This is a genomic window from Parvibaculum sp. (assembly GCF_002684405.1).
Taxonomy (GTDB): Bacteria; Pseudomonadota; Alphaproteobacteria; order Parvibaculales; family Parvibaculaceae; genus Parvibaculum.
This window is the reverse complement of sequence record NZ_NYVD01000081.1, coordinates 1-14,281: the sequence shown is the minus strand read 5'-3', so window position 1 is coordinate 14,281 and position 14,281 is coordinate 1. Positions and strand designations below refer to the sequence as shown.

At 62.2% G+C, this 14,281-nt stretch carries 15 protein-coding genes; 13 read left to right on the top strand and 2 right to left on the bottom strand.

The annotated features are described in order from the left end of the window. The first annotated feature begins 42 nt into the window (after window positions 1–42). Entirely contained in the window at window positions 43–1,065 is a 1,023-nt protein-coding gene (locus CMI59_RS07120) for an aspartate-semialdehyde dehydrogenase (protein WP_293326616.1), read from the top strand. Window positions 1,066–1,224: 159 nt separating this feature from the next. Further along, window positions 1,225–3,378, top strand: a complete 2,154-nt coding sequence (amt, locus tag CMI59_RS07115; protein ID WP_293326613.1) for an ammonium transporter — start codon at window positions 1,225–1,227, stop codon at window positions 3,376–3,378. Between the two features lie 4 nt (window positions 3,379–3,382). Here amt and pdxY read toward each other — a convergent pair whose 3' ends face one another. Next, window positions 3,383–4,210, bottom strand: coding sequence for a pyridoxal kinase (pdxY, locus tag CMI59_RS07110; protein WP_293326610.1), 828 nt, complete (start codon window positions 4,208–4,210; stop codon window positions 3,383–3,385). A 116-nt stretch (window positions 4,211–4,326) separates the two neighbouring features. On the opposite strand from pdxY, the gene CMI59_RS07105 reads away from it, so the two are divergent. The 7 genes from CMI59_RS07105 (at window position 4,327) to CMI59_RS07075 (ending at window position 10,515) form a co-directional block, all read left to right on the top strand. Further along, window positions 4,327–5,223 carry a CoA ester lyase gene (locus CMI59_RS07105; RefSeq protein ID WP_293326607.1) on the top strand — a complete coding sequence of 299 codons (897 nt, stop codon included), beginning with the start codon at window positions 4,327–4,329 and terminating at the stop codon, window positions 5,221–5,223. Window positions 5,224–5,231: 8 nt separating this feature from the next. Beyond that, window positions 5,232–6,281 carry a MaoC family dehydratase gene (locus tag CMI59_RS07100; protein ID WP_293326605.1) on the top strand — a complete coding sequence of 350 codons (1,050 nt, stop codon included), beginning with the start codon at window positions 5,232–5,234 and terminating at the stop codon, window positions 6,279–6,281. A 21-nt stretch (window positions 6,282–6,302) separates the two neighbouring features. Continuing rightward, a complete protein-coding gene (locus CMI59_RS07095; RefSeq protein WP_293326602.1) occupies window positions 6,303–6,893 on the top strand; it encodes a PAS domain-containing protein in 591 nt (196 codons plus the stop codon). Between the two features lie 216 nt (window positions 6,894–7,109). Then, the gene (gene sdhC / locus CMI59_RS07090; RefSeq protein ID WP_293326599.1) at window positions 7,110–7,514 is read left to right on the top strand and encodes a succinate dehydrogenase, cytochrome b556 subunit; all 405 of its coding nucleotides are present in this window, start codon (window positions 7,110–7,112) and stop codon (window positions 7,512–7,514) included. After that, window positions 7,514–7,897, top strand: coding sequence for a succinate dehydrogenase, hydrophobic membrane anchor protein (gene sdhD / locus CMI59_RS07085; protein WP_293326596.1), 384 nt, complete (start codon window positions 7,514–7,516; stop codon window positions 7,895–7,897). Before sdhC ends, sdhD begins: the two co-directional genes overlap by 1 nt. A gap of 17 nt (window positions 7,898–7,914) precedes the next feature. Beyond that, the gene (gene sdhA / locus CMI59_RS07080; RefSeq protein WP_293326593.1) at window positions 7,915–9,714 is read left to right on the top strand and encodes a succinate dehydrogenase flavoprotein subunit; all 1,800 of its coding nucleotides are present in this window, start codon (window positions 7,915–7,917) and stop codon (window positions 9,712–9,714) included. 21 nt (window positions 9,715–9,735) lie between these two features. After that, the gene (locus CMI59_RS07075; RefSeq protein ID WP_293326590.1) at window positions 9,736–10,515 is read left to right on the top strand and encodes a succinate dehydrogenase iron-sulfur subunit; all 780 of its coding nucleotides are present in this window, start codon (window positions 9,736–9,738) and stop codon (window positions 10,513–10,515) included. A 57-nt stretch (window positions 10,516–10,572) separates the two neighbouring features. On the opposite strand, the gene CMI59_RS07070 is transcribed toward CMI59_RS07075, so the two are convergent. Then, complete coding sequence (locus CMI59_RS07070) at window positions 10,573–11,412, bottom strand: metal-dependent hydrolase (protein ID WP_293326587.1); 840 nt, start codon at window positions 11,410–11,412, stop codon at window positions 10,573–10,575. 399 nt (window positions 11,413–11,811) lie between these two features. Between CMI59_RS07070 and CMI59_RS07065 the strand changes: the two genes are divergently transcribed. From CMI59_RS07065 to arsB, 4 genes are read left to right on the top strand one after another with little or no spacing between them, the layout of a single operon-like run. Next, window positions 11,812–12,153, top strand: a complete 342-nt coding sequence (locus CMI59_RS07065; RefSeq protein WP_293326585.1) for a metalloregulator ArsR/SmtB family transcription factor — start codon at window positions 11,812–11,814, stop codon at window positions 12,151–12,153. Continuing rightward, on the top strand, window positions 12,150–12,599 hold the full coding sequence (locus CMI59_RS07060; RefSeq protein ID WP_293326582.1) for an ArsI/CadI family heavy metal resistance metalloenzyme: 450 nt from the start codon (window positions 12,150–12,152) through the stop codon (window positions 12,597–12,599). Before CMI59_RS07065 ends, CMI59_RS07060 begins: the two co-directional genes overlap by 4 nt. 13 nt (window positions 12,600–12,612) lie before the next feature. Further along, window positions 12,613–13,134: an arsenate reductase ArsC gene (locus CMI59_RS07055; RefSeq protein ID WP_293326579.1), complete on the top strand. Its 522-nt coding sequence runs from the start codon at window positions 12,613–12,615 to the stop codon at window positions 13,132–13,134. Continuing rightward, on the top strand, window positions 13,134–14,204 hold the full coding sequence (gene arsB / locus CMI59_RS07050; RefSeq protein WP_293326576.1) for an ACR3 family arsenite efflux transporter: 1,071 nt from the start codon (window positions 13,134–13,136) through the stop codon (window positions 14,202–14,204). Before CMI59_RS07055 ends, arsB begins: the two co-directional genes overlap by 1 nt. The last annotated feature ends 77 nt before the right edge of the window (window positions 14,205–14,281 follow it).

The window sequence follows — 14,281 nt, the reverse complement described above, 5'->3', positions numbered from 1 at the left end:
GAAAATCGCCCGGGACGGGCGGTTCTCAGGAAGGAGCCAGATATGGGCTACAAGGTCGCCGTCCTCGGTGCCACGGGTAATGTGGGCCAGGAGATGCTCAACATCCTTGCGGAGCGCGAGTTCCCCGCCGACGAGGTGGTGGCGCTTGCCTCGCGCCGCAGCCAGGGGACGGAAGTCTCTTATGGCGAGCGCACGCTTAAGGTGAAGGCGCTCGATACCTATGATTTCGCGGGCACCGATATCTGCCTGATGGCGACGTCCGGCGAGATGTCGGCGGAATGGGCGCCCAAGATCGCAGCCAAGGGCTGCGTCGTCATCGACAATTCGTCGAAGTGGCGGATGGACCCGGATGTGCCGCTCGTGGTGCCGGAAGTGAATGCCGACGCGATTGCCGGTTACACCAAGAAGAACATCATCGCGAACCCGAATTGTTCCACGGCGCAGATGGTGGTGGCGATGAAGCCGCTGCACGATGCGGCGAAGATCACGCGCTGCGTGGTGTCGACCTATCAGTCGGTTTCCGGCGCGGGCAAGGAGGCGATGGATGAGCTCTTCACCCAGACGCGCTCCATCTTCGTGAACGATCCGAAGGAATCGGAGTTCTTCACCAAGCAGATCGCCTTCAACGTCATTCCTCATATCGACGCCTTCATGGAAGACGGCTCGACCAAGGAGGAATGGAAGATGATGGTCGAAACCAAGAAGATCCTCGATCCGAAGATCAAGGTGACGGCGACCTGTGTGCGCGTGCCGGTTTTCGTGGGGCATGCCGAAGCGCTCAATCTCGAATTCGAGCGGGAGATTTCCGACGATGAGGCGCGCGACATCCTGCGCGAGGCGCCGGGTTGTCTCGTCGTCGACAAGCGCGAGGATGGCGGTTACGTCACGCCGGTCGAATGCGTGGGCGAGTATGCGACCTATATCAGCCGGCTGCGCTCCGACCCCACCGTCGATAACGGTCTCAACCTGTGGGTCGTCTCCGACAATCTGCGCAAGGGCGCGGCGCTCAACGCCGTGCAGATCGCAGAAATTCTCGGGGCGCGCTATCTGAAGAAGGCGGGCTGACACCCCCGCCTTCCGGGTCGCGCAGGCATAGTCTGCACACAAACTGTGCAAATTGCTTTATAAACAGCAGTTTACGGGTGAATTCGGCAGTTTTCGATAAGCGGAAACTTAACGCTTCTCTGCGATGCTCTCTCTGTTGGGACAGTCGGGGGCGTCGAGGTGGAAAGCTTATCTCAATCGATAGACACGACATGGGTGCTGGTGTGCACCGTGCTCGTGCTGCTGATGCAGGCGGGCTTTACCTGTCTTGAATCCGGTCTCGTCCGGGCCAAGAACTCGATCAATGTGGCGGTCAAGAACGTCGTCGATTTCTGTGTGTCGGGGCTCGGCTTCTGGGCGATCGGCTTCGGGCTGATGTTCGGGGCAAGCCAGAGTGGGCTCATCGGCGCGAGCGAATTCGCGATGGTGGGGCAGGCCGGCAGCAGCGATGTGCTGCCCTGGACCATGGTGTTCTTCTTTTTCCAGCTTGCCTTCTGTTCCACCTCCACCACCGTCGTGTCCGGCGCGGTGGCTGAGCGGATGAACTTCCGCGGCTACATCATCACGGCGGCCATTCTGTCCACGCTGATCTACCCGGTCTTCGGTCATTGGGCGTGGGGCGGGCTGTTGTTCGGCGAAAGCGCGGGCTGGCTGGAAAAGCTCGGCTTCATCGATTTTGCCGGTTCGACGGTCGTTCACTCCGTGGGCGGCTGGATCGCGCTTGCTGCGATCATCGTGATGGGGCCGCGCATCGGGCGCTTCGGCAAGGACGGGCGACCTATCGAGGCGCATGACATGCCGATTGCGACGCTGGGCATGTTCCTGCTCTGGATCGGCTGGTTCGGCTTCAATGGCGGCTCGACACTAGCGCTCAATGCGAGCGTTCCCTTCATTCTCGTGCATACGATGCTGGCCGCCGCCGCGGGCGGTTTTGCCGTGGTGATGGTGACGTGGTGGCGCAACGGGCTTCCCCCCGTCGACCAGACGATCAACGGCGTGCTGGCCGGGCTTGTCGCCATCACCGCCAATTGTCATCTGGTGAACACGCCGTCGGCCATTCTGATCGGCGCGATTGGCGGCATTGTTTCCTATATCGCCTCGGGGGTTCTCGAAGCGCACAAGATCGACGATGCGGTGGATGCGGTGCCAGTGCATTTGGCGGCGGGCGTCTGGGGCACGCTGGCCGTGGCGATTTTCGGCGATCAGGCGCAGTTTCTCGACGGTCATACGCGGCTGGAGCAGTTCGGCGTTCAGCTTCTGGGCGTCTCGGTCGCCGGTGTCTTCGCCTTCGGGGCGGGCTTTGTCGTGCTGAAGATCGTCAATCGCTTCCTGCCGCTCCGCGTCAGCGAGGAAGCGGAACGGATGGGCCTCAACGTGGCCGAGCACGGCGCATCTTCCTCGTTGCTCGACGTGCTGGGTGCGATGGAGGCGCAGGCCAAGCGCAGCGACTTTTCGCGGCCGGTGCATGTGGAGCCCTTTACCGAGGCCGGCGAGATTGCGGTGCGTTACAATCAGGTGCTCGAGAAGTTCAACCACGAAGTGATGGAGCGCGAGCGCACGGCGGGTGAGCTGCGCGATGCGCGTGACGCGGCGGAGCTTGCCAATTCCACCAAAAGCCAGTTCCTCGCCAATATGAGCCACGAGCTGCGTACGCCGCTCAATGCGATCATCGGATTCTCCGAGCTTATGAATGGCGAGCTTTTCGGGCCGATGGGCAATGAGCGCTACAAGGAATATGTGGACGACATCCACAAATCCTCAAACCATCTGCTTTCGCTCATCAACGATATTCTCGACCTGTCCAAGGTGGAGGCCGACCGGTACGAGCTCTATGAGGAAGAACTCGAGGTAGACCGGATCGTCGAAAGTTGCAGCCGGATGATCCATCATCGCGCGGCGGATGCGGGCGTTTCGCTCCATGTGGAAGTGGTGGAGGGCCTGCCGATGCTTTTCGCCGACAAGCGGGCCATGCGTCAGATCATTCTCAATCTCGTTTCCAATGCGGTGAAGTTCACGCCGCGTGGCGGCCGGGTGGAACTTGCCCCCTTCCTCGAGCCGGACCGGCGTCTCGCCTTCCGGGTCAGCGATACGGGCGTGGGCATTGCGAAGGAAGATATTCCGCTGGCGCTCGAACCCTTCCGCCAGATCAATCTGGACAGCACGGTTTATGCCGCGGAGGGCACGGGGCTTGGCCTGCCGCTCACCCGCGCGCTGGCCCGCCTGCATGGCGCTTCGCTCGTCATCGAATCGGAACCGAGACAGGGCACCACCATCACGGTCCGCATGCCCTATACGCGCACCGTCGAGGACAACACGATGCTGGCCACCGCCTGAGGCCTTACAGCACGGTCAGGGTCGCCTCTTCATCCGGGCGCTCGATGAATTGCTGGGCTTCCGCCAGCGTCAGGTCGCTTCTTTCCCGCGCCACGCTTTCCCGCACGATGGAGGCGGTCGAGGCGGCGGCCTCCCGCGCGGCCTCTGCGAAATTCCCGTGACGGAGCAGTCGGCCCAGCACAAGGGCGCTGAAAAGGTCGCCCGTGCCTTTGGGCGCAGGCTCGAAGCGAGGCGTCTCGACGGCGTGGAAGCTCTCCTCCTCCTTGACGACAATGCCGATCCGCCCTGCCGGAGCGGGCGCGGAGGTCAGGCATATCCGGGCGGGGGTGGCGGCGCGCAGCATCTCCTCCGGCGTGGCCTTGCCTTGGGGGGTGCCGGTCAGGAGGGCGAGTTCGAAGAGATTGGGCGTTGCGATGTCGGCCCGGGCGATGAGCGTTTGCATGGCGTCCGCCACGCCCGGCGCGGCATAGAGCCCGGATTCCTCATCGCCCAGCACGGGATCGCACAGAAAAAGCGCCTGCGGGTTGGCGCGTTTCAGCCGGTCATGCGCCTCGAGGATTGCCTCTTTCTGATCCGGCGCGGCGAGATAGCCCGACATCATAGCGTCGCAGCGGCCAAGCCAGCCCTTTTCGTCCAGCGAGCGGATCAGCGCTGAAATCGCCTCCGCGGGCAGAGGGCCGCCCGCCGGGGCCCCGTAGCCCGGATGGTGGGAGAGCAGGGTGGTCGGCACCGGCCAGACCTCATGCCCGAGCCTTTGCAGGGCGAAAACGCCCGCCGAATTGCCGACCGTGCCGTAAACGACCTGGCTCGATATGCTGAGAATGCGTGCCACGCGCTCCTCTCGATCCTTCGTTCCTTTGGCGGGCGAGACCAAATGCGGCTTCACACGTGCCGACAGTCTTTATAGTGTCGCCGCATTCTTCACGCGCTATCAAATGGAAGTTCCCCATGGCAGATTTTACAGCCCGTCCCCGCCGTTCCGTCCTCTATATGCCCGGCTCGAATGCCCGGGCGCTGGAGAAGGCGAAGGAAATTCCCGCCGATGCGCTGATCCTCGACCTGGAGGATGCCGTGGCGCCCGACGCCAAGGAAGAGGCGCGACAGCAGGTTTGCGACGCCGTGAAGGCGGGCGGTTATGGCAAGCGCGAAATCGCAATTCGTGTGAATGCACTCGATACGGCCTGGGGCAAGGACGATATCGCCGCCGCCGTCGCGGCCGGGCCGGACGCCATTCTGGTGCCCAAGATCAACACGCCCGACGACGTGACGCTGGCCGAAAGCCAGATGGCGGCCGCCGGCGCGCCGGAGACCATGCAGCTCTGGTGCATGATCGAGACGCCGCTTGCCATGCTCAACATCAAGGAGATCGCGGCCAAGACCGAGACCTCGCTGCGCATGAATGTCTGGGTGATGGGCACGAACGACATCGCCAAGGAATTGCGCTGCCAGCATACGCCGGAGCGTATGCCGATGATGACCTCGCTGGGGCTTGCGATGCTGGCCGCGCGCGCCTATGGCCTCGTCATCCTCGACGGCGTCTATAACGACATCAAGGACGAGGACGGCTTCTTTGCCATGTGCGAACAGGGCCGCGATCTCGGCATGGACGGCAAGACGCTGATCCACCCAAGCCAGGTCGGCCCCTGCAACAAGGTTTTCTCGCCGGATGAGGAAACGGTCGCGTTTTCCCGCAAGGTGATCGAGGCTTTCGACCAGCCGGAAAATCAGGGCAAGGGCGTTCTCAAGGTCGATGGCAAGATGGTTGAGATCCTGCACGCGGAAATCGCGCGCCGCGTCGTGAATGTGGCCGACCAGATCGCGGAACTGGAAAAGGCAAACGGGTGAGCATGAGCATGACCAAGACGAATGAAGGCAATTATTTCGAGGACTTCTCGATCGGGCAGGTCATCCACCATGCGACGCCGCGCACAGTGACGGAGGGCGATGTCGCGCTTTATCAGGCGCTGTTCGGATCGCGTTTCTCGCTGCAATCTTCCGCGGAGGTCGCGCGCCTTTCGGGCTATGCGACCGCGCCGGTCGATGACCTTCTCGCGTTCCACATCGTGTTCGGCAAGACGGTGCCCGACATTTCGCTCAACGCCGTCGCCAATCTCGGTTATGCGGACTGCAAGTTCCACCGGCCGGTCTTTCCCGGCGATACGCTGAGCGCGGACAGCAAGGTCATCGGGTTCAAGGAAAATTCCAATGGCGAAACCGGCGTCGTCTATGTGCGCTCGACCGGTCGTAACCAGCGCGGCGATATCGTGATCGATTATGTGCGCTGGGTGATGGTGCGCAAGCGCGACAAGACCTCGCCCGCACCAACGCCGGACGTTCCCTCGCTTCCCGACGTGGTGGATCCGCATCATCTGATCCCGCCGTCGGAAACCGATTTCCGTAATTTCGATCTCACCGCCTCCGGCTCCCGGCATCTCTGGGACGACTACGAGGTGGGCGAGAAGATCGACCATGTGGATGGTGTCACCATCGAGGAAGCCGAGCACATGATGGCGACGCGCCTTTACCAGAACACGGCAAAGGTGCATTTCAATCAGTTCACGGAAGGTCAGGGGCGCTTCGGTCGCCGGCTGATCTATGGCGGCCATGTGATTTCGCTGGCCCGTTCGCTTTCCTTCAACGGGCTCGGCAACGCGGTGCTGTTCGGAGCCATCAATGGCGGGCGTCATGTCGCGCCCTGCTTTGCGGGCAATACGGTGTTCGCCTGGACGGAGGTGCTGGAGAAATCGGAACTCGACCGCCGCACCGATCTCGGCGCGCTCAGGCTTCGCACCCTTGCCACCAAGGACGCCCCTTGCACGAACTTCCCCGGTCCGCTGGAGAAGGGCTATGCGGAAGGCGTCATTCTCGATCTCGACTATTGGGTGTTTATGCCGCGGCGCTGATCGCGGTTTGAGGAGGCTGGAATGGCGGAAATCGACGCGGCCGGGCCGAACCCGTTTGGCGACGGAATGGGAAATCCGGCGCTTCGCTCCGGGGCGAGCGTGGATTTCGAGGCGGCGTGGCGCGAGGCCTGTCATGGCCGTGCCATTCCCCTGCGCAAGGATATCGGCCTCAAGCCCTTCGCGCGCTTTGCGCCATGGATGGCGATCATCGAGCCGGACAAGGAAAAGCCTGCGCTGCCCTACCGGCTCGTCGGGTCGGGGTTTTTCGATTTCTTCGGCGCGGATCTGACGGGCATGGACTATCTGTCGCTTGTCGACCCGGCGATCGCCAGCGATGCCTATGACAGCGTGCGGGCGCTGATGGCGAAGCCTTGCGGCCTCTGGCAGTTCACGCCGGTGCTGGAAGCGAATGGCCGCCGGACCGATTACGAATATACGATCTTTCCCCTCGCCAGAGGCGAAGGAGAGGCGGACCAGATTCTCGTCTATGTGCATATCGATCTGACGCCCGCAGATGCGATGCCCGAGGTGCGGATGTTCGAGGGAGCCGCTGTCTGGCGCTGGATCGATATCGGGCATGGCATCCCGCCCGTGACGTCGCCTTTCTTTTGAACGGCTCTTTCGGGCGGCAAGGTTGTCGCTGCGGTATGCGGTATATGTGAGAATCGTTCGCAAAAAGAATGGGTTACGGCATCACGTGATGTTTGCGTTGCGGCATATCGCGCGGTAAACAACAGCCACGACACACGACTCCACGCCTTGCCCGGAGCCGGACAGTGCGCGGCGCCCGCCGCGCCTCGGCCAGGGAGTTCTAACGAGGACGCGAAGATGGCTGATACGCAACCGGTTTCACGGCCACTTTCCCCGCATCTGCAGATTTATCGCCGCACGATGACCATGATGATGTCGATCGCGCACCGCATCAGCGGGGCGGCGCTCTATATCGGCACGCTGATTCTGGCCTGGTGGCTGCTTTCGGTGGCGGCGGGCCCCAATGCCTATTCGCTCTTCGAGAGCTTCATCTCATGGTGGGTCGGCAAGCTTCTCCTGTTCGTCTTCACCTGGGCGCTGATGCACCACATGCTGGGCGGTATCCGCCACTTCATCTGGGACATGGGCAAGGGCTTCTCGCTCGGCTTTGCGAATTTCATGGCCTGGATGACGCTGGTCGGCGGCTTCGTGCTGACTATCTTCGTCTGGTGGATCGGCTACAGCATGATGGGAGCCATGTGATGAGCGATATGCGTACCCCTTACAGCCGCGTGCATGGCCTCGGGTCGGCCCGCTCCGGCTCCGGCCATTTCATCCTCCAGCGCGTGACGGCGGTGGAGAACGTCTTTCTGGCGATCTTTCTGATCGCCTCGGTGGTCGCGCTGACGGGCAGCGACTATGAGACGGTTCGCGCCTATCTGGCCAATCCGCTGGTTGTCATCCTCATGCTGGCCCTCATCATTTCCGGCATTCTGCATATGCGGGCCGGGATGCAGGTCATCATCGAAGACTATGTGACCGGTGAGAGCGCAAAGTTCCTCTCGCTGATCGGTAATACGTTCTTTTCCTTCCTGGTCGGTCTCGCCTGCGTTTTCGCGGCGCTGAAGATCGGTTTCGGGGCGTAAAACAAGAGATCGGGCTCATGGCGGCAGCATCCAACGACTACACATTCAACGATCATACTTTCGATGTCGTGGTGGTGGGCGCCGGCGGCGCCGGCCTTCGCGCGACGCTGGGTTGCGTGGAGCGCGGCCTTTCGACGGCCTGCATCTCGAAGGTTTTCCCCACCCGTAGCCACACCGTGGCGGCGCAGGGCGGCGTTGCCGCCTCGCTCGGCAATATGGGCGAGGATAACTGGCGCTGGCACATGTACGACACCGTGAAGGGGTCGGACTGGCTGGGCGACCAGGACGCCATCGAATATCTCTGCCGGCACGCGCCGGATGCGGTGTACGAGCTGGAGCATTTCGGTGTGCCCTTCAGCCGGACCGAGGACGGCAAGATCTATCAGCGTCCCTTCGGCGGCATGACGACCAATTTCGGCGAAGGCATTGCCCAGCGCACCTGCGCGGCGGCCGACCGGACCGGCCATGCCATGCTGCACACGCTTTACGGCCAGTCGGTGCGCCACAAGGCGGATTTCTACATCGAATATTTCGCCATCGACCTCATCATGGACGATGAGGGCGTCTGCCGCGGCGTCGTCGCGCTCGACATGGCGACCGGCGAGATTCACCGCTTCCGCGCCCAGCTCGTCATTCTGGCGACGGGCGGCTATGGCCGCGCCTATTTCTCCTGCACTTCCGCGCATACCTGCACGGGCGACGGCAACGCCATGGTGCTGCGCGCCGGTCTGCCGCTGCAGGACATGGAGTTCGTGCAGTTCCATCCGACCGGCATTTACGGCGCGGGCTGTCTCATCACCGAAGGGTCGCGCGGCGAGGGTGGCTACCTCACCAATTCCGAGGGCGAGCGCTTCATGGAGCGCTATGCGCCGAGCGCCAAGGACCTTGCCTCGCGCGACGTGGTTTCGCGGTCGATGACCATCGAAATCCGCGAAGGACGCGGCGTGGGCAAGAACAAGGACCACATCTTCCTGCATCTCGATCATCTCGATCCGGCGGTGCTGAAAGAGCGTCTCCCCGGCATCTCCGAATCGGCCCGCATCTTCGCCGGCGTCGATGTGACGAAGGAGCCGATCCCGGTGCTGCCGACCGTGCATTACAACATGGGCGGCATTCCGACGAACTTCCATGGCGAGGTGCTGACGCTCAAGGACGGCAACCCGGACAGCGTCGTGCCGGGCCTGATGGCGGTGGGCGAAGCGGCCTGCGTGTCGGTCCATGGCGCGAACCGTCTCGGCTCCAACTCGCTGATCGACCTTGTCGTGTTCGGCCGCGCCGCGGGTATCCGCGCCGCTGAACTCGTGGAGAAGGGCGCCTCGCAGCCGGAACTGCCGGCGGGCGCGGGCGACAATTCGATCGCGCGTCTCGACAAGTTCCGCAATGCCAGCGGCTCCACCCCGACCGCTGAGCTGCGCGACGAGATGCAGCGCGCCATGCAGGAAGACGTTGCCGTGTTCCGTACCGGCGAGACGCTGGAGCAGGGCCGCAAGCGCATTCAGGAGACGGTGGGCAAGCGCGGCGATCTGCGCGTCAGCGACCGCTCGCTCGTGTGGAATTCCGATCTCATCGAGACGCTGGAATTCGACAATCTCATCATTCAGGCGGTCGCCACCGTGGAAGGTGCGGCCAACCGTCAGGAAAGCCGCGGCGCGCATGCGCGTGAGGACTTCCCGGATCGTAATGACGAGACCTGGATGAAGCATACGATGTGCTGGGTGGACGAGAACGGCCAGGCGACGATCGATTATCGCCCTGTGCACACCTACACGCTTTCCAACGACATCGAATACATCAAGCCGAAGGCCCGCGTTTACTGATCGCGGGAAAGGATCGAAAAGATGGTTCAGCTCAGCCTGCCGAAAAACTCCGTCGTGAAGAAGGGCAAGACCTTCAAGGCCCCCAAGGGCACCAAGAAGGTCAAGAAGTTCCGCATCTATCGCTGGAGCCCGGATGACGGCGCCAATCCGCGCATGGACACTTATGAAGTGGATATGTCCGACTGCGGGCCGATGGTTCTGGACGCGCTCATCAAGATCAAGAACGAGATCGACCAGACGCTGACCTTCCGTCGTTCCTGCCGCGAAGGCATTTGCGGCTCCTGCGCGATGAATATCGACGGGCAGAACACGCTGGCTTGCACCAAGGGCATCGACGAGGTCTCCGGCGAGGTGCGCATCTACCCGCTGCCGCATATGCCGGTGGTGAAGGATCTCGTGCCGGACCTGACGAACTTCTACGCGCAGCATGCGTCCATCGAGCCCTGGCTGCAGACGGAAACGACCGAGCCTGCCAAGGAATGGCGCCAGAGCCATGAGGATCGCGAAAAGCTCGACGGGCTTTACGAGTGCATTCTCTGCGCCTGCTGCTCCACCTCCTGCCCGAGCTATTGGTGGAACGGCGACCGCTATCTCGGCCCCGCCGCGCTCTTGCAGGCCTATCGCTGGCTGGTGGACAGCCGCGACGAGGCGACCGGCAAGCGTCTCGACGATCTGGAAGATCCGTTCCGTCTCTATCGCTGCCACACCATTATGAACTGCGCACAGGCCTGCCCTAAGAGCCTGAACCCGGCCAAGGCCATTGCGGAGATCAAGAAGATGATGGTGGAGCGTCAGGTCTGACGGTTCTCGCAATCGATAACGCAAAAGGCCGCTCTTTGGAGCGGCCTTTTTGTTTGGTCAGGTGAGACCCTTGCCCGGTTCACTGTCGCGCCAGCGGAAGAGGAGGGCGCGGTCGTCCTGGTCCCAGGGATGGAAGCCGGGGCGGTACCAGCGGATGTAGTCGCGCAGCATGCGCCGCATGAAGCCCGGATAAACTAGCGTCACGCGCAGCATGACGCGCCAGCTTTTCCAGCGCCACTGGATGCCGTCCGTCTTCAGGAAACGCCATGTCACCCAGTAGAGGAAGGGCAGCATGACCCGTGTCGCGGCGAGGATACCCGCGATCCGCATGCGGTAGCGGCGGAAGCCGCTCACCTGCATGCAGAAGAGATCATAGGTCACCGATTTATGCTCGACCTCTTCCGCGCCATGCCAGATCCACATGCGAACGAGCGGCGGGTAACCGTTGGCGCGGATATGTTCCGGCCGGTCGAGAAGCTGGTGTGCGAGGATCGCCGTGAAATGTTCGATGGCGGCGGTGAGCGCGAGGTTCTGAAGATCGGTGCGGCGTGCTTCCATCCGCTTCACGCGGTCGCGCAGCACCTGCGTCATCTCTTCGGCGGGAAAGCCCTGTTCCTGCAACTGGTCGTTGTAGCGCCGGTGTTCGCGGGAATGGATCGATTCCTGAAAGAGGAAATCCTTCACCTGCGGTTCGAGAGGCGTGTCTTTCGCGGTCTCCGCAAAGCGGCGCACGGAGCGCAGCAGATAGTGCTCCAGCTCCTCGATCGCCAGCGACATGGCGTTGAAGAAAGCCGTCAGGCCCGGATCGTCCGCATACCAGGCGCGCGGAATCTCGCCCATATCGTCATGCCGACGATCCCGGCGGATCATTTCCACTGTGGCTGGAGCCTGCGTCACCTGTCGCCCTATCCTCACGCGCCCGAAACTCTGCGCCCAGAATTACACAAGGGGCGTGGCTCGGTCACGCATCTATCTTTTTTGGGGGAGAGGTGCGGCCCGCCTTGCCCTCGCTTCCACACATGGGCAGGGCGGACCGCTCGCAGTGTTGAGCTTTCGCGAGCGGCCTTTGGCGATCTTGAGGGATGCTGACCGGCCGGGGGCGAGGGCTCAATGATTCTACGTAGGAATTCCGATATTCCGTCACAAGGGTAAGGTCGGAGGTCTGAAGATCGGGTCAGCGGAACCGTTCGGATTGTGTGATCCGGCTTAACCTCCCATTCATTATGGAATTTTTCAGGGACGAGGGATTTCAGGCTTGAAATCATCTTATGTTTCTATAATTATCGAAATATGGAAATGAAGCAGACCATAGACGCGCTTTCCGCGCTGGCCCAGGAAACCCGGCTCACCATCTTTCGCGCGCTGGTGCGCGCCCATTCGCCGGAAGGCGGCAAGGGCGGGCTCGCCGCGGGCGAGATTGCCGACAGGCTGGGCGTGGCGCCTGCCACGCTCTCCTTCCATCTGAAGGAGCTGGCTCATGCGGGGCTCGTTACCTCGCGGCGTGAAGGCCGCTCGATCATCTACAAAGCCGATCTCGACCGGATGAGCGGCGTGATGGGATTTCTGCTGGAAGATTGTTGTAACGGCGCCTGCGGCACGGTCGCGGCCTGCGCCCCGCAAGAGGAGTGCGTCTCGTGAAAAGACTGCATGTGAGCTTCGGCGTCGCCGATCTCGACAAGTCGATTGCCTTCTATACGTCGCTGTTCGGCGAGGCACCCAGCGTGGTGCGGCCGGGCTACGCCAAATGGATGCTGGACGATCCCCGCGTCAATTTCGTCGTCGAGACAGGGTCGCAGACGCAAGGCTTCAACCATGCGGGCATCCAGGTGGAGGAACAAAGCGAGCTTCACGAGATCTTCGAACGAATGAAGCATGCTGAAGCGCCTTATCTGCCGGAAAGCGTGACCACCTGCTGCTATGCCAAGTCGGAAAAGAGCTGGACGGCGGATCCCGACGGGGTGGCCTGGGAAGCGTTTCATACGCACCGCCAGATGGAAGAATTCGGCAGTGGTCCGGATCTCGCGAAACTCGAACGGGGCGATGAGCCCCGTCCCGCAGCGCCGCGCGGCGTATGTTGTTCGTAAAGGAGAGGTCGATATGGCCCAGCAAGAACCCCAAGAAAAGTACAATGTCCTGTTTCTCTGCACCGGCAATTCGTGCCGTTCGGTGATGGCGGAAGCCTATATGAATTCGCTTCCAGGCACGCCTTTCCACGCTTACAGCGCGGGCAGCATGCCGACCGGCGAGGTGAACCCCTACGCCATCGAGACGCTGCAATATGCAAAGGTTCCCACCGACGGACTTCGGTCCAAAAGCTGGGACGAGTTCGCCGAACCGGGCGCGCCGGCCATGAATTTCGTCTTCACCGTCTGCGACAATGCGGCGGGCGAGGTCTGTCCGATCTGGCCCGGCCAGCCTATGACGGCGCATTGGCCGTTCCCGGACCCGGCGAAGTTCGAGGGTACGGAAACCGAAACGCGGGCGCACTTCCTTGAGGTCTTCCGTCAGATCCGCACCCGGATCGACCTTCTGGTCGCGCTGCCCATCACCTCGCTCGACAGGCTGGCGCTCAAGAAGAAGCTCGACGATATGGGCCGCTCTCCGGCGGAGGCCGAATAATGGCGGCTGGTGACAAGAAGGCGCGGCTCGGCTTTCTCGACCGCTATCTGACCCTCTGGATTTTCGCCGCCATGGCGCTGGGCGCGGCACTGGGCAGCTTCGTACCCGGCCTGCCTGCCGCCATTGACGGTCTCTCCATCGGGACCACCAATATCCCGATCGCCATCGGCCTCCTGCTCATGATGTATCCGCCGCTGGCGCGCGTGCGGTACGAGGAGCTGCATCTTATTTTCGAGGACCGGAAAGTCCTGGCGTTGTCGCTCGTGCAGAACTGGCTGATCGGGCCGGTTCTCATGTTCGCGCTGGCCGTGATTTTTCTCTATGACGAGCCGGCCTATATGACCGGGCTCATTCTCATCGGGTTGGCGCGTTGTATTGCGATGGTGATCGTCTGGAACCAGCTTGCGCGCGGCAGCAACGAATATGTCGCCGGGCTGGTGGCCTTCAACAGCGTGTTCCAGCTGATCTTCTTCAGCGTCTATGCGTGGTTCTTTCTCTCCGTGCTGCCGCCGCTCTTCGGGCTCGAAGGGCAGGTCATCGATGTGAGCTTCTGGGTGGTGGCGGGCGCCGTGGCGCTCTATCTCGGTGTGCCCTTTGCGGCGGGCTATCTCACGCGACGGTTCCTGCGTCCGGCCATCGGAGCGGACGCCTATGACAACGGGTTCGTGCCCAAGGTTGCGCCGCTGACGCTCTTTGCGCTTCTTTTCACCATTCTCGTCATGTTCGCCCTGAAGGGCGAGGCGGTATTGGCGCTGCCGCTCGACGCGGTCCGGATCGCGATCCCGCTGGCGATCTATTTCGTCATCATGTTTCTGGTGAGCTTTGCGATGAGCCGCGTGCTGGGCGCGGACTATCCGAAGACGGTCTCGCTGTCCTTCACCGCAGCCAGCAATAATTTCGAACTGGCGATTGCTGTCGCCATCGCCGCGTTCGGCATTGCTTCGCCGGTGGCCTTTGCGACCGTCATTGGCCCGCTGGTGGAAGTGCCGGTGCTGATTGCGCTGGTGGGCGTCGCGCTCAGGCTGAAGGAGCGCTGGTTCCCCGCAGGCGCGGTACGGCCCGCCGACTGACCGACGGCGTTTGGCCGGACAATGAAAAACCCGCGCCCCCGATCGAGGGGCGCGGGTCGTTTCGTTTCAAGCGAAAG

Bases quoted from the DNA above. Each gene is read 5' to 3' on its own strand.
- CMI59_RS07120 (WP_293326616.1), top strand. From the start codon at position 43: ATGGGCTACAAGGTCGCCGTCCTCGGTGCCACGGGTAATGTGGGCCAG.
- CMI59_RS07105 (WP_293326607.1), top strand. From the start codon at position 4,327: ATGGCAGATTTTACAGCCCGTCCCCGCCGTTCCGTCCTCTATATGCCC.
- CMI59_RS07100 (WP_293326605.1), top strand. From the start codon at position 5,232: ATGACCAAGACGAATGAAGGCAATTATTTCGAGGACTTCTCGATCGGG.
- CMI59_RS07095 (WP_293326602.1), top strand. From the start codon at position 6,303: ATGGCGGAAATCGACGCGGCCGGGCCGAACCCGTTTGGCGACGGAATG.
- sdhC (WP_293326599.1), top strand. From the start codon at position 7,110: ATGGCTGATACGCAACCGGTTTCACGGCCACTTTCCCCGCATCTGCAG.
- sdhD (WP_293326596.1), top strand. From the start codon at position 7,514: ATGAGCGATATGCGTACCCCTTACAGCCGCGTGCATGGCCTCGGGTCG.
- sdhA (WP_293326593.1), top strand. From the start codon at position 7,915: ATGGCGGCAGCATCCAACGACTACACATTCAACGATCATACTTTCGAT.
- CMI59_RS07075 (WP_293326590.1), top strand. From the start codon at position 9,736: ATGGTTCAGCTCAGCCTGCCGAAAAACTCCGTCGTGAAGAAGGGCAAG.
- CMI59_RS07065 (WP_293326585.1), top strand. From the start codon at position 11,812: ATGAAGCAGACCATAGACGCGCTTTCCGCGCTGGCCCAGGAAACCCGG.
- CMI59_RS07055 (WP_293326579.1), top strand. From the start codon at position 12,613: ATGGCCCAGCAAGAACCCCAAGAAAAGTACAATGTCCTGTTTCTCTGC.
- arsB (WP_293326576.1), top strand. From the start codon at position 13,134: ATGGCGGCTGGTGACAAGAAGGCGCGGCTCGGCTTTCTCGACCGCTAT.